Origin of the sequence: Lujinxingia sediminis (assembly GCF_004005565.1) — a bacterium.
GTDB lineage: Bacteria > Myxococcota_A > Bradymonadia > Bradymonadales > Bradymonadaceae > Lujinxingia > Lujinxingia sediminis.
The window spans coordinates 120,292-134,514 of sequence record NZ_SADD01000006.1; the positions used below are offsets into that span (position 1 = coordinate 120,292).

The window sequence follows — 14,223 nt, forward strand, 5'->3', positions numbered from 1 at the left end:
TCGCTCAACGATCTGGGAGTAAGGTGTCGACGGTCGATCCCCCCCGGGTCGGGCGGCCGCGCCGGCCCTCGCCCCCCGTTGTCCCCCTCCCTGAAGCGAGTGAACCCGATGCATCTTTATATTAGCCCGCGAATTGAGCAGCTCATCGATCTGGCGATCGATGAGGATGAGATCGGCTTTGATGTGACCTCTCAGGCGTTTTTTGCCGGGGAGTGGGGTAAGGCGGAGTTGGTGGCCAAGCAGGACTTTGTGTTGGCCGGTGCGCCGGTGGTTCGCGCCGTTTTTGCTCGGGTGGACCCGAGCATCAAGGTTGAGTTCGAGCGTGAAGATGGCGCGGCGTATCAGAAGGGCGAGGTGGTCGCGCGACTTCAGGGGCCGACCGTGTCGCTGTTGAGAGGGGAGCGCATCGCATTGAACTTCATGCAGCGCATGAGTGGCGTGGCCACGCTCACCGCCTCGTTCGTCGCGGCGTTGGGAGACTCGCCGACCCGGGTTGTGGACACGCGCAAGACGCTGCCCGGCTGGCGTGCCCTCGATAAGTATGCGGTGCTCTGCGGGGGCGGGGCCAACCATCGCTACAACCTGGCCAGCGGGGTGATGATCAAAGACAACCACATCGCCGCGGCCGGCTCGGTGGCTGAGGCGGTCAAGCGGGTGCGCCTGCAGGCACCGCATTCGGTGCGTGTGGAGGTCGAGATCGACGAGGTTGAGCGCGTGACTGAGGCGCTGGAGGCCGGCGCTGAGATCATCATGCTCGATAATATGAGCCGTGAGCAGATGGTTGATGCGGTGGCGATCATTCGTCGTCATGAGCGCGGCGCGCATGTTGTGATTGAAGGCAGCGGGAACATGACCCGCGAGCGCCTCAAGGGCCTGGGTGATGTCGGGTTGGATATCATCTCGGTGGGCGCGCTGACGCATTCGGCCAGCGCGGTGGACGTCTCGATGAAGTTGCGTGAGAGCAGCGGGAGCAAGGGATGAACGGCCAGGAACAACCTCCTATCGTGGTGCACGCTGAGGTGGGCTCAACCAACGATGAGGCACTCACAGCGCTGCGCCAGGGGGCTGCCCACGGCAGCGCTGTGGTCGCTGAGCAGCAGCTTGCCGGGCGCGGCCGTCGCGAAGATCGTGGTGAGCGTCGGGTGTGGTACTCCCCGGCCAACGCCAACGTGTACCTCTCGGTGGTCTTGCGGCCGCAGCTCGACCCGTCGCGGGTTTCGGGCATCACGCTGGCCTGCGGCGTGGAGATCGCCCGGGCGTTGCGAGCGCTGGGCGCGGGCGATGTGCAGCTGAAATGGCCCAATGACCTTTATATTGGCGAGCGAAAGCTAGGCGGAATCTTAAGCGAGGCGGCCACCGGCGCAGGCGGGTTCGAGGGCGTGGTGGTGGGGGTGGGAATCAACATCAATGTGCCTGCCGACGCGTTTCCCGAAGATCTTCGCGGGCAGGCGACGAGTCTTTTGCGGGAGACGGGACGAACCTTTGATCGTCTCAGGATCATTCAAGAGGTGCGCGAGGCGATGTTGAGCGCATGCGCCCGTCTGGAGGCCGGGGGACTGAAGGACTTCGCCGAGGCGTTTGACGCGCTGGATGCCACCCGTGGACGCGAGGTTCGTTTTGAGCAGGAGGGCGTGGCGATGCGGGGCATGGCCGATGGCCTCTCGTCGCAGGGGGGGCTCTGGGTCAAGCGCGATACTGGCGAACGGGTGGAGGTGATGGCCGGTGAGGTCGTGATCTGCGGGCTGGGTCGGGGGAAGGTGGCCGGAGGCCCCGCGCCTGCGGCGCGGCCTGCCGCCGAGATTGAGGCCCATGTGGAGCGGCTGCTCACCGCCCAGCCCGGTTCACCGCCGCAGGCACGCCGGGTAAGGCGGCGTTTTGCGCTGCGCGCCAATGAGCGCGTTGGCGCACGCTACTGCCGGCTTGAGGTGGAGGTCGACGCCGAATTTGAGTCGAGCTACCTGCGCCCGGGCCAGTACATTACGCTGGGGCTTGCGGGGCATCCTCCCAACTTCTACGCGATCGCCGGGGTGCGCGGGCGAGTGTGGGAGTTTCTGATCGAGGCGGAGGGGGACCTGGGCAGTGCGCTCTCGGAGCTGGAGGTGGGGGCCGAGGTGGAGGTCAGTCTGGTGGAAGGCGGAGGCTTTGAGCCGGCCACGGGGCAGGGAAAGACCGCGTTGCTCTTTGCGAGCGGAAGCGGCGTGGCCGCGGTGCTTCCGCTGGTGGATCGCTGGCTCTCGGAGCCGGGCGGTCCCGAGCGGATCGCGCTCTTTTATGGCGAGCGTCAGGAGGAAAACCGGGCGTACGCCGAACGTTTAAAAAGGCTTGAGGAAGCGGGCGTGGCGGTCTACCTCGCCGCCGAAGAGGGGGGAGCGTATCGCTACGTCCAGGATGCCTTTGAGGCCACCGGGTTGCCGGTGCATGATGCCGTGGTGTACGTGAGCGGCGCGGCGGTGATGCTCAAGGCGGTGACCGAGCGGATGATGGCCGCCGGCGTTGATGCCAGCCGCGTGCATATCAACATCTGAGCGTCGGCGCTGGTCCGTGCTGTGTTCGCTGGCCCATCTTGTGGAGGTGGGGGGGCTGGGCTATGCTGGCGCGCCCGTTCGGGGCAACTTTCTTGAAGATTCGTGCGCCTGTCGCACACCTGCTTGAGTGAGGAGATGTCATGTCGACGCCCGTATACCGTTTGATGGCGCATGCCTTTGTGGCGACGCATACCTGGGAGGCGTATCCGGATGTGCGCGAGGCGATGAGCAAAGCGGGTCTGAACAAAGACGGGGTGGAGCGCGGCAGGGCGCTGCTGGCCGAGGCGGAGGCGCTGGTCGCTGCGCGCAAAGAAGAATCGGCCGAAGATCGCATCAGCGAGCACGCCATCCATATGGCCGTGGCCGAGCTGGAGATGTGGTTGCAGACGGTGCGCGTCTCGTTGCGTCATAAGGTCAAAGCCGAGGAGGTGATCAAGCGCGCGCTGGATCATCACCTGCACGCCAGCGAGCACACTCTCAGCGCCGTGGCCGGTGCGCTGCGTACGCTGGCGGTGCTCCGAACCGACCCGCGCGTGGCCGAAGGGTTTGCCTCAAAGCGCGCGCTTCACGACCTGTTGATTCATGGTCAGACGCTCTTGACCAAAGTCTTTACGCTGACGCGCCAGCGCCTGGAGCCGGGTCTGGGCACCACGGTGGCCCCGGCCTACGATGCGCTCGAGGTGCATCGAGGAAAGCTGCTCGACTGGTTGATGGAACTGGATCGGGCGGTAAGCAACGTCGGCGACCGCCCCGATGTGGTGGGTCTTATCGCCTATGTGCCAGCGGGCGTCGGGCTGCCCCTGGGGGGTGCCTCCTTTGCTGTCACGCTGCACCAGCGCGCGCAGCAGAACCCGCCGGATCTGACCTCGGCCAGCGCCGATTGTGCCGGGTGGTCGCTGGGGCGCCAGGGGCGCAACCGCGAGAACCTGGGGCCGGGCTTTATCGAGCCCTCCTTCGACTGAGCGTGTGTGAGCGGGGGGGATGTCGTGGTGTGGAGACGGGCTGACCTGTGAACCTGAACCTGTGGTGGCGATGAAAGACGATCTTTACGGCATCCTGGGCGTCTCGAAAAAAACGGACGCGGCCACGATCAAAAAGGCGTATCGGAAGCTGGCACGGGAGAATCACCCGGACGTCAACCCGGGGGACGCCGCCGCTGAGGAGCGTTTTAAACGCATCTCGGCAGCGTTTGACGTGCTCAGCGATCCTAAAAAGCGCAAACTTTACGATGAGTTCGGCTTTGAAGGGCTTCGCGAGGGCTTTGACGCCAAACGTGCCCGGGCCACCCGTCGGCGAGGCGGGGCGAGCGCGGCGGGGTTTGAGGGGGGCGCGAGCTTTGAGGATATTTTTGGCTCGATGTTCGGTGGCGGGGCCGGTCCGGGTTTTGGAGGGGCTGGTTTCGGGGGCGGAGCCGTCAACCCGCTCAAAGGGCGGGATAATGTGATGCCGGTGGAGCTCGACTTTATGCGCGCGCTCAAGGGCACCGAGCTGACCTTTTCGGAAGGGGAAACCAAGACCTTTAAGGTGCGCGTGCCGGAGGGGACCGGCACCGGGGATCGCCTGCGAGTCAAGGGTAAAGGCGGCGCCGCGCCTCGTACCCGGCAGGGAAAGGGGGAGCGGGGCGACCTCCTGCTGGAGTTTAAGGTCTTGCCGCATCCGAAGTTGCGGCGCGAAGGGCTCGATCTCTATCTGGACGTGCCCATCACCGTTCCCGAGGCGGTGTGCGGTGCTTCGATCTCGGTGCCCACGCCCCACGGAGACTACACGGTGAAGGTGCCCGAGGGGGTGAACTCCGGGGCGAAGTTGCGACTGAAGGGTCAGGGGGTCAAACGCGGCACCCACCAGGGTAACTTCTATGTGGTCTTGCAGGTCCACACCCCCGACCGCATCGATGATGCAACGCGCAAGGCGGCCACGCAGCTGGCCGGAGGCTACAGCCAGGATGTGCGCGCCGGGCTGAAGCTGTAAAGGCGGGCGGCGGCGCTTAGGTTTAGATGGGTACGCCGTGAGCTAGTGTTGCTGCCGTGTTGGTCTGCGGCGTTGAGGGCCGCAGCGGCTGCGTTGCAAAGGCTTGACGATGCGAAGCCATCGCCTTGCGTTTTGCGCCTTGCCCGTGCTGCCCTCAACGTCGCGGCCATCGACATCAACATCTGCTCTCGGCGTCGTAAGGGCGCCGCTGAGGCGCCGTATGCGAATCGACAACCCGGGGGGGAGCGATGAGACGCTGGCTGGTGGCGTGCGCCTTGTGGGCGTGTGTGTTGACGCAGATCGGCTGTCAGACGGGGCCGGCCTGTGGAACGTTTCCGCTCGATGCCGATACCCGACGCTGTATGGTCTCGACGATCGACACGATGGTGCGCGAGCATTACCCCTTTGCGGAGCAGAAAGGGGTCGATATGACCATGTTTTTCAAGGGGTTATGGTCTTCTCTTGATGAGCCTGAGCTTGACGACGAGTCGTTTGTCCTCTCCCTGGCGCAGTCGTTGGCGATGCTTGAGGACGGTCATACCCGGCTGGAGCGTTTTCGCCTGGACGAGGTCGGTGCCCCGCCGGTGAAGCTGGCATTACGAGAGGGGCAGGTGGTGGTGCGCAGCGCGGCACCCGGGGCGGGGCTAAAGCCCGGGGAGGTGATTGAGACCATCGACGGCAAGCCCGCCCTCCCGGTGCTTCGCAGCGCTTTGGCTTCGGCCGAACGCGGCTCCGCTGGTGAGGTCTTGCTTCTCGGCGCTGACGCTGCGCTCGCCGGCGAGGTGGGAAGCGATGTGAGGCTTGAGACGGCTTCGGGGCGCGTGGTGCAGCTGACCCGCCAGACGGTGCTTCATGAGCCTTTCATCCGCCGCTTTGGCGAGATCGGCTACCTGCGCGTCAAAACTTTCGGCTTTATCGATGATCTCGACCGTCTCGACCGCCTTATGAACGAGTTGATGGACACCCGGGGGTTGATCATTGACCTGCGCGACAATGGCGGGGGCTACCCCTCTGTGAGTGACGGGCTCTTCGGGCGACTTGTTACCGAAGACGGCGCGCTCTTCGCGCTGGTCGATCGCCAGGGGCGCGTGCATCGCCATATGCAGGCTCACTCTCGTGGAGAGACCTACACCGGCCAGGTGGTCGTGCTTGTGAATGAGGGCACGTTCTCCGCCGCCAACTACTTCGCGCACCGTATTCGCGAAGAGCATCGCGGTGTGCTCCTGGGAGGGCGCACCGGCGGCGGCGCGGCCTCGCCAGACCGCGGGTTGATGCTGGTCGATGGACTCTGGTTTCAGGTCTCGACCTATGTCGTGGAAACCTTAAGCGGGCATAACACCGAAGAGGGGATGGCGCCCACAATACGCCTGGATGATGTCGGTGCCTGGTACGAGGTGCCACCGGAGCAGGGGGCGTTGAGCGAGGATAACGATAGGATGCTGCGCCGCGCGCGCCGCTACCTGGAGGGGGTGCAATGAGCCTGCGACACGCAGTGGCCGCGAGCCTGATGTTGGGGCTCTCTCTGGCAGCGGGGGAAGCGCAGGCCGGGGAGCCAGAGCGCCCCGCATCCGAGCTCACGCAGTCTTCAAGCGCCAACGACCAGGAGGGCGCAGAGGAAGGGATGGGGTCTGAAGGACAACGTGCGCGCCTCTTCGGCCTCGGGGTGTTTACGCGCGGGGGGATGGCGGCGTACCGCTCGATGGGGTGCGCATGTATCGATCGAAAAACCTGGCGAGCTGGCCTGGGTGCCAGGCTGCATGTGGGGCCCTACCTTGCGGCTGAGATCGGTGTGACTGTGGGCATGATGATGCTCGGCGGGAACTTCCCGCTTAACGGCTGGGAGGTGGCTGCACGCTGGCAGCCGGCCCCCCACGCCGACGCTCGCGCTGTGGCCGGGCTCTACACGCGTCTGGGTTATACCTCGATGCAGGTCATGGGCATGCGCTCGGTAGGCGCGCCCGGAGTGAGCGCGGCGTTAGGCTGGTCGATGCAACTTGTGCCCATGCTCTCGCTGGAGGTCGAAGCCGGTGCTCAGCGCCATTTCGGTGCGATGGCGCACTGGCAGCTGGGGGGGCAGCTGGGGCTGGCGACGCGTTTTTAAGCACGTTAACGCAAAAAGCCGCCCCTTGCCGGGCGGCTTTTTTAGCTCATCGCGGTGATATCACATCACCGCGATGTCTTTGCGCGTGACTCTTAGAGGGGCAGGCAAGCCGAGGCGTCGGCCACCGCGCCAAAGAAGTCTTCGCCGGCGCTGCCGCTGATGTTCAGGCCGGTGCAGCCCACAAGCTCGCCGCCAGTACCGACGAATACGCCGTGGAGGCCGCTGCCGGTGACGGTCACGTCGGTGACCGTGACACGAGAGTCGCCGTCGATGAAGAGCGAGGCCTGGTGATCCGAGTTGCCGGTCCAGCGGTCGGAGCCAGCGTTGATCAGCTCGACGTTGATGAGCTTGTTGTCGGGGAAACGACTGTCGGCAAAGCGCAGGCCCTGCCAGTAGCCGGAGAGCTCTTCGGTACCCTTGAAGACAATCGCGTCGCCGCTGGAGGCGTCTGCGGTGAGGCGGCCACCGGAGACGTCGATGTTCCGGTCGCTCTCGGCTTCAAACGTCGAACCCGGGCTCAGCGTGAGGTGGCCCTCGACGATGATGTCGGCACTCAGGCGTACCGGAACCTCGAACGCAGGCCAGGTCTGGTCGCGGGTCAGCTTGGTGACCGCGCCGGTGCTGTTGTAGAAAACCGTTACAGCCTGGCGATCGTTGTCGACAAACGCCAGATCAGCGCTGAAGCCGCCGATCTGATTGGGGCGCGTAAGCAGAGGATTGGCGTTATTGCTAAACGTCGATCCGCTTACGTTGACTTCTCCCTCGCGGGTCGCCGCGTGGAGCGCGGCGTAGTCGTTGTTGTCGAAGGTCGTGTTCTCGATGGTCAGGCGCGAGGCGTCACCATCAATAAAGACCGCGCCCCGAGCATCACCGTTACCGCTGTAGGCTTTCCCGCCACCGTGAGCGATGAGCGCATAGCTGATCCGGTTGTTAGCTGAGGACGCATCCGAGAAGTGAATTCCACCCCAGCCGCCACGCTCCCCATTGACGGCTTGAAGGGTAACGCGGGCGCTTTCGGTGCCGGCGATATTCAGAGAGCCGGTGTCATCAGCGATGGTGATCCGCACATCCTGAGCAAGCTCCAGCGTGGCACCGGCAGCAATGGTGATGTCGGCGTTCATCGAAATGTCGTATGGAATGCGGTAGGCGTAGCCCGGCCAGGTGCCCGAGATGGTAGCGGTCGCCTGGGTGCCCGTCATCAAGATATGATCCGCGTCGTTCTCGCTGATCGTCAGATCGCCAGCGAGCGCCGCGAAGTGGTCGGGGCGCAGGCGCAGCGGGAGCTCATTGTCGGTAAAGGAGGTGGTCTCGACGCTAAGGGTGCTCGAGGCGCCGTGGGCGTGAATGCCGGCGAAGGCGTTCTGTTCAAAGGCGCAGTTCGACACGCTCAGACGCGACTCCCCGCCCACGTAGACCGCCCCTTTGGATTCGCTATTGCCGGTGAACCGATCGCCACCGGCGTGGCGGATCGTCACGTATTCGAGCACGTGGTTGGAGGTGCCCGTATCGTTGATGTAGATGCCGGCCCAGTAGCCGCGCTCTTGTTCTTCGCCGCGGATGAGGATTTCTTTTCCTTCCTCGCCCACCGCCTCAATCGTGCCGGTGCCGCTGAGTTGGATGGAGCTGCCCGCGCCCATAAAGACGGTCGTGCCTGCCTCAATGACCAACTTGCCCGAGGAGACATTGAGGCTACCGTCGATCTTGTAGCAGCTATCGCTCGAGAGCGTCGCGCCACTGGAGACCTCACCGCTGTTGATCTCCTCACAGACATCGGGGTTATTGGGGCGATCCTGAGGCTCATCGTCGGGCCCAACACAGCCCACGCCTACGCTGAGGCAGACGCCGCCGACAAGAGTGAGGTTGGCAAGTCGTTTGATCAAGGCGTTCATCGTACCCTCCCAAAACATCAAGGTAGAGAAAAAAGTCACCCACATGGGTGAAGGACAATAGCGATGTTGCGCGCTTTAGACGGGGTCGCAAGCGCGATATTCAACGATTGGGAGGATGTATCAAGACTTTCTGTACGAAGCAAAAACAAAGTGCTTCGCCCTGCGCTCAGGTGTCTGCGTCGAGTTTGCGTGCGCAGGCGGCGATGGCCGAAGCCAGTGTGGCCGGCGGATGCAGCAGCCTGGCAAGTTCGGGGAGCGTGAGCCCGGAGCGGAGGGCGACGGCCAGCTCCATGATGGCGTTGGCAGCCCCGGGAGCCAGCAGGCGCGCGCCCAGAAGCTGGTTGGAGCGTCGGTCGCTCACCAGGTGGATAAGCCCGTCGGGGGCGTCACTGAACGAGCCCGGGGGGTGTTCACGAAGATCGAGGGTGAAGCAGCGCGCGTCGAAGCCAGCCTGGCGCGCCTGCGCTTCATCCCAGCCCACCCCGGCCAGAGGTGGGTCGGTGTGGATGACAAAAGGAACCGTGGGGGTGTAACCGGCGGTGCGCGAGGGCATCACCGCGTTTTGGGCGGCGAGTATGGCGTCGCGGGTGGCGGCGTGGGTACGGGTGCCCCGGCCGATGATGTCGCCGGCGGCGAAGATCGCGTCGTGGGTGGTGCGGAAGGACTCATCGACACGCACAAACCCGCCCGGGTCGCGCTCAACCCCGAGAGCTTCCAGGCCCAGGCCCTCGGTGGAGGGTCGACGATGATCGACGATCACCACCCGGGCAGCGCTCCAGTGGGTGGGCGAGCCCTGGTGGGTGCCCAGGGCTCGGGTCTGGTCTTTGCGCCGCTCCAGGTGGGTGACCGTGGCGTCGAGCACCACTCGGATGCCTTCAGCTTGCAGGGATTCCAGAAGGCGCGATTCGAGCGCCGGGCTGTGGTCGGCGTCGAGGAGCCGGTCTTCTTCGTGCAGGATGGTGACCTCGGCACCCAGTCGTGCGAAGGCCTGGGCGTAGGTCAGGCCGATGTCGTGGATGCCTGCGAAGATCAAAGAAGAGGGGAGCTCCGTGCAGGCGATGAGGTCGCGCAGGCTCCAGGTTTCAGCGTCTTCGATGCCTTCGATCCGGGGGGGCTGGGAGGTCGCGCCGCAGGTCAGTAAGACCCGGTCGGAACGCCAGCTACGCTTGCCGACGACGACGTGCAACGTCTCGCTGCTGGCGGCGTCGGAGCGGCTGGCGAGACTGGCGCGGCCGTCGATGAGCTCCAGCCCGCGCCGCCGGCGAAGTGCCGAGACCAGGCTTGTATGTGCGCGTTCAATGCACTCCTGCACATGCGCGCTCAGTGCCTTGAGGTCCACCTTGAGCGCGGCACCGCTCAGCCCCGGCAGGGTGGGATGAGCGGCGCGGTGGCGAAGCGTGGCAGCGCGCATGTAGAGGCGCGCTGGAAACACCCCCACGTGCAGCGCGTTGCCGCCCAGGGGCAAGCCGTCGTTGACCAGGGTGACGCGCGCGCCGTGGTCGGCCGCCCACATCGCCGCGGCGCAGCCCGCCGAGCCGCCGCCGATAATCGTCAGATGAAGAGGAGCTTCCTGCGGATCGTCTGTCGCCATGATTCGGGGCCCCCGACCCCCGGGGCCACCCGTCGCGCCGAGCTCACGAGATACCGCTCGTCACCCGGCGCGCACGCCCCCTCGAAGATGGTTGTTTGCGATGATGCGTCGGCCCCAACGGACCGCCGCGATGCTGCCCCGAGCTCCGCGGACTGTCCTGAGTTCCGAAGCGCATAAAGGCCCCCAAAACAAGCGCACCCGAGCCCTGTTTTCAAGGCACCCTGAGCAAGATCCGATCGATGGCCGCGGCCTGATCCTGGCGGGCCATGCTCAGCCACTGGCTGCGCGCGATCTGCAACGCGCGCCGCGCCCGGCCATGTTCGCCAGCGCGCAGCGCCCGCTCCCCGGCGTCGCGTGTGATCACCGCCAGATCCGCGTCCACAAAGCCCGTGCTCTCCAGCAGCGGCTCACCCTGGGCCAGGTGGTGGTCCCACTGCTCCCAGCGTCCGTGATGGGCGGCCGCCGAGAGGTTCGCCAGGTGCGCAAAGGCCAGATACCCCCCGCGCTGGGAGCCCTCCACAAGCGTGAGCACCTTGCGAAAGAGCGGCGCCGCATCGTCGACGTGGTTCTGCACCAGGCGCACCATCCCTAAGTTGACCAGCACCACCACGTCGTCGGCCATGCCGATGCGCTCAAGCATCGCCAGTGACTCCAGATAGGCCCGTTCGGCCTGGTGCAGATTCCCCACCTGACGATGCACCTCGCCGAGGTTATTGAGCACGCTGGCGACCTCGCCGACGTCGCCGTAGCGCTCGAAAACTTCGCGGGCATGCAGAAGCATGGCCGTGGCGCGCTGGGGGTTGCCCAGCGTGGTGTAAAGTGCGCCGAGCGCCATCTCCACACGCGCAAGCTCCAGATCCTCGCCGGCCTTGCGAAAAAGCTGGCGGGCGCGGCGGAAATGCTGTTCGGCCTCGTAGTACTCTCCGGCCCAGTAGCGCAGCTCGGCCAGGATCTGGGAGGTGCGGGCCTGGCCGATGACTTCCCCGGTAGCCTCAAAGATGGCGCGGGCTTCTTCAATGTAGGTGAGTCCCTCAGGGATCTGGCCGCGGCGGTTGGCCACGTCGGCGCGCAGCTGCATCGCCCAACCCACCAGGCGCTGATCGGCGCGGGTTTGTCCCACGGTCACGGCCCGCTCAAGGATCTCGTCGGCTCCGGCGAGCTCGTCCTGTCGGATGAGGATCATGGCACGCTCCAGCCAGCCCTCGGCGCGGCGCACGTCGTCGTGGGGCACGCACAGCTCGTCGAGCAGCGCCTGGTGGCGTTGCAGGTGGGCGTGGGCCAGCTCAAATTCGCAGCGCACCCGGGCCTGGCCAGCAGCCTGAAGCATCGGGCCGAGCGCCTCCTCGGGAAGTCCCGCAGCGATGAGGTGGCGTGCCCGACGCAGCGCCAGACCGGGCTGGGCAGTTGGATAAAGCTCCTCGAGAGCCCGGGCGCAGTGGGCGTGATGGGTGGTCAGACGTCCCTGCTCCTCGGCCAGGCGCACGAGCGTCTCGCGCAGAGCCTCGTGGGTGAAGCTCCAGCCCTTGCCGGCAAGGGTGGCCAGATCGGTGGCGACCATCTGATCGACGGCCAGAAGCGGCAGCGGCACGCCTTCCTTGCGGCAGACCGCCTTCCACTCTCGCCGGTGCACCTCGGTGCCGAGCACCGCGGCCAGCTCCAGCCCCAGCAGTGCGTCGGAGGGGGGCTCGCGCAGATCGTGGCGCACGATCTGACGCAGGCGCTCGCGAAAGACCTGATGCAGATCGGTGGGCATCGCGCTCGATTCCCCCTCGACCAGGCGAAAGCCCCCGGGACCCAGCTGGAGCACGCCTCGCTCTACCCAGTCGCCGACCAGCTGCACCGCATAGAGAGGGTTTCCGCTGGTACGGTCGGTGACCTGCTCAATGAGCGCGGCATCCAGCCCCAGAAGCTGGCTGACCAGCGCGCGTTGATGCGGGTCGCTCAGCGGCCCGACCTCGATGGTCGAGATAGGCTCCTGAGCGGTGAGCTCACGCAGGCGCTGGCGCGCCAGCGGCCGATCCAGAAGCGCGTCGGTCTGCACCGTGCCCACCACCAGCAGGGCCAGGTGTCTGGCCTCCGAGGAGCGCATAAGGTGCTCCAGCCAGGCCAGCGCGTCGTTGCCCCATTGCAGGTCATCGAGCACGACCAGCAGCGGGCGAGTGCGAGCAAAGCGACGCAGGAATCGCTCGATCACCACATAGCGCTCCGCCGGGGTGCGAAAGCGAATACGCGCCTCATCCTCGCGGTAATCGGGCAGGGTGGCCGCGCAGATGATCTCGGTGAGTGCCAGGCAATCGTGCAGATCGTCGGGGCCCAGCGCGGTGTCCGAGACGCTCTGGCGCACCCGCTCCAGCACCCGCTCGCGGGGCAGCCCGACGCAGCGCAGGTGGTTGGCCATCATTCCGCCCAGGCCGTCGGCCGGACCCTCCAGCGGGCTGTGGGTGGCGATGAGCGGGGTGGCCGCGCCCAGCTCGTGGGCGCGCTCGGCCATCCAGCTCGCCAGGCGGCTCTTGCCGGTGCCGGTGCCTCCGCGCAAAAGCGCCACCCGGGGGTTGCTGTGGTGGGCGACCTGGCGCAGCGATTCCCAGAGCGCGTCGCGCTCGGCGTCGCGGTTGACCAGGGGAACCTGGCGCAGCCCGAAGAGCCCCAGCCCCACGCCGACCATCTCCAGAGAGAGGGGCGGGGCCTCCTTGCGGTGCCAGGTGCGCGGCACGTTGTACGCCGCCCCCACTGCCCGGTGGCGCGGTGAGGAGGGCGGGCGCTCCAGCGCACGCAGCTCGGGCACCGAGGGCGGGGAGTTGATGACGTCGCTGATGATCTCGGTCATCCCCAGGTCGTCGATGCTCGGTGAGGGCGCAAGCGTGGGGTTCAATGGCACCACAAAGCCCAGGGGGCTGGGCTGGACGGGGCGCTCCTCGCCATCGGGCTCGCCAAGCGCGAAGAGAGCCTGGGCGGCGTCGGCCGCACGCTGAAAGCGGTCCATGGGACTTTTGGCCAGAAGCTGCCCCAGCCACACCCCGAACTCCCGCGGCACCGCAAAGGGCGCGCGCAGCGGCGGAAGTACTCCCTGGAGATGCCCGCGCAAGATCGCGTCGGTGTCCCCGTCTCGAAAGGGCGGCTCGCCGTCGACCAGCCAGTAGGCCAGGCACCCCAGAGCGTAGAGATCGGTCCAGGGGCCGTGATCGCGCCATTGCCCGGTGATCTGCTCCGGCGACATAAAGCGCGGGGTGCCCGAGATCGTGCGTGGGGTCTCCTCGTTCTCCATGTGCTCATCGTCGAGCGCGTGGGCCAGGCCAAAGTCCGAGAGCTTGAGCTGGCGGCCCTGGGCGCCGTCGACAAAGAGCACGTTGGCCGGCTTTAAGTCGCGATGGATCACCCCGCGGGCGTGGCTATGCGCCAGCGCGTCGAGGATGCGCACCAGAATGTTGCGCACATGCCACCAATCCAGAGTGCTGCGGTTGAGATCCTGGAGGCTGTAGCTGGCAAGCTCCATGGCCAGCCAGGAGGAGCCGGCTACAAAACGACCGCCGGTCTCCTCTTCGATCTGCGGGCTGACCTCCCCGCAGTCAAAGACCATGATGATGCCCGGGTGGTGCAGCCTTGCCACCGCGCGCACCTCCGCCCGCAGCGCCGAGCTAAAATGCGGGTCGCGGGCGCGTCGGGCGGACATCACCTTGACGGCCACCTCCACCTCCCGATCCAGGTGCACCGCACGAAATACCTCTCCCATGCCACCCTTGCCGGCGCTGGCAAGAATGCGAAAGGGGCCAAAATGGGTGGGATCTGCGGCAGAAGGCAAGGCAAAGGTCCGCGGCGAGGTGGTTCGTGGCATCGAGTGGTGGAGAGCGGGCAGTGTAGACCAGGAGGGCAGCGATGGGAAAAGGGAAGGTGCTTCATGACGAAAATCATGCGCAGGTCGTCCCGCACCCCCGATGCCATGCCAGAAGTGTGCCAGACTCCCCACAGGAGTCGGGAGACGAGCCTCACCTCCCCGTATCACTCGCCGCGCCGGCCTTCGGTGGCCTCCCGGGGCGCGATGGCGCGTCGGGTGAACGAGGGGCAGATGGGCGATCGTTGAGCGTTTATGCGCTTCAACGACCTTCATTTAAAATGAAATTTTGATTGCGAAGCCTTCGCCTCACGCCGGGC

9 protein-coding genes are annotated in these 14,223 nt (G+C 65.8%); 6 read left to right on the plus strand and 3 right to left on the minus strand.

Annotation, left to right across the window (positions count from 1 at the left end):
• Positions 1-108 precede the first annotated feature (108 nt).
• The 6 genes from nadC (at position 109) to EA187_RS12185 (ending at position 6,594) form a co-directional block, all read left to right on the plus strand.
• Positions 109-981 carry a carboxylating nicotinate-nucleotide diphosphorylase gene (gene nadC, locus EA187_RS12160; protein WP_115605017.1) on the plus strand — a complete coding sequence of 291 codons (873 nt, stop codon included), beginning with the start codon at positions 109-111 and terminating at the stop codon, positions 979-981.
• Positions 978-2,525: a biotin--[acetyl-CoA-carboxylase] ligase gene (locus EA187_RS12165; protein ID WP_127780417.1), complete on the plus strand. Its 1,548-nt coding sequence runs from the start codon at positions 978-980 to the stop codon at positions 2,523-2,525. The genes nadC and EA187_RS12165 overlap by 4 nt, the downstream gene beginning before the upstream one ends.
• Before the next feature lie 140 nt (positions 2,526-2,665).
• Positions 2,666-3,487 carry a hypothetical protein gene (locus EA187_RS12170; RefSeq protein WP_115605014.1) on the plus strand — a complete coding sequence of 274 codons (822 nt, stop codon included), beginning with the start codon at positions 2,666-2,668 and terminating at the stop codon, positions 3,485-3,487.
• Positions 3,488-3,506: 19 nt separating this feature from the next.
• Positions 3,507-4,493, plus strand: coding sequence for a DnaJ C-terminal domain-containing protein (locus EA187_RS12175; RefSeq protein ID WP_206524301.1), 987 nt, complete (start codon positions 3,507-3,509; stop codon positions 4,491-4,493).
• Positions 4,494-4,741: 248 nt separating this feature from the next.
• Positions 4,742-5,971 carry a S41 family peptidase gene (locus EA187_RS12180; protein WP_127780418.1) on the plus strand — a complete coding sequence of 410 codons (1,230 nt, stop codon included), beginning with the start codon at positions 4,742-4,744 and terminating at the stop codon, positions 5,969-5,971.
• A complete protein-coding gene (locus tag EA187_RS12185; RefSeq protein ID WP_115605010.1) occupies positions 5,968-6,594 on the plus strand; it encodes a hypothetical protein in 627 nt (208 codons plus the stop codon). Before EA187_RS12180 ends, EA187_RS12185 begins: the two co-directional genes overlap by 4 nt.
• Before the next feature lie 92 nt (positions 6,595-6,686).
• Here EA187_RS12185 and EA187_RS12190 read toward each other — a convergent pair whose 3' ends face one another.
• The 3 genes from EA187_RS12190 to EA187_RS12200 form a co-directional block, all read right to left on the minus strand.
• Positions 6,687-8,483, minus strand: coding sequence for a hypothetical protein (locus tag EA187_RS12190; RefSeq protein ID WP_127780419.1), 1,797 nt, complete (start codon positions 8,481-8,483; stop codon positions 6,687-6,689).
• Between the two features lie 166 nt (positions 8,484-8,649).
• Positions 8,650-10,074, minus strand: coding sequence for an FAD-dependent oxidoreductase (locus EA187_RS12195; protein WP_127780420.1), 1,425 nt, complete (start codon positions 10,072-10,074; stop codon positions 8,650-8,652).
• Between the two features lie 211 nt (positions 10,075-10,285).
• A complete protein-coding gene (locus EA187_RS12200) occupies positions 10,286-13,873 on the minus strand; it encodes a serine/threonine-protein kinase (RefSeq protein WP_164856228.1) in 3,588 nt (1,195 codons plus the stop codon).
• Positions 13,874-14,223: the final 350 nt, after the last annotated feature.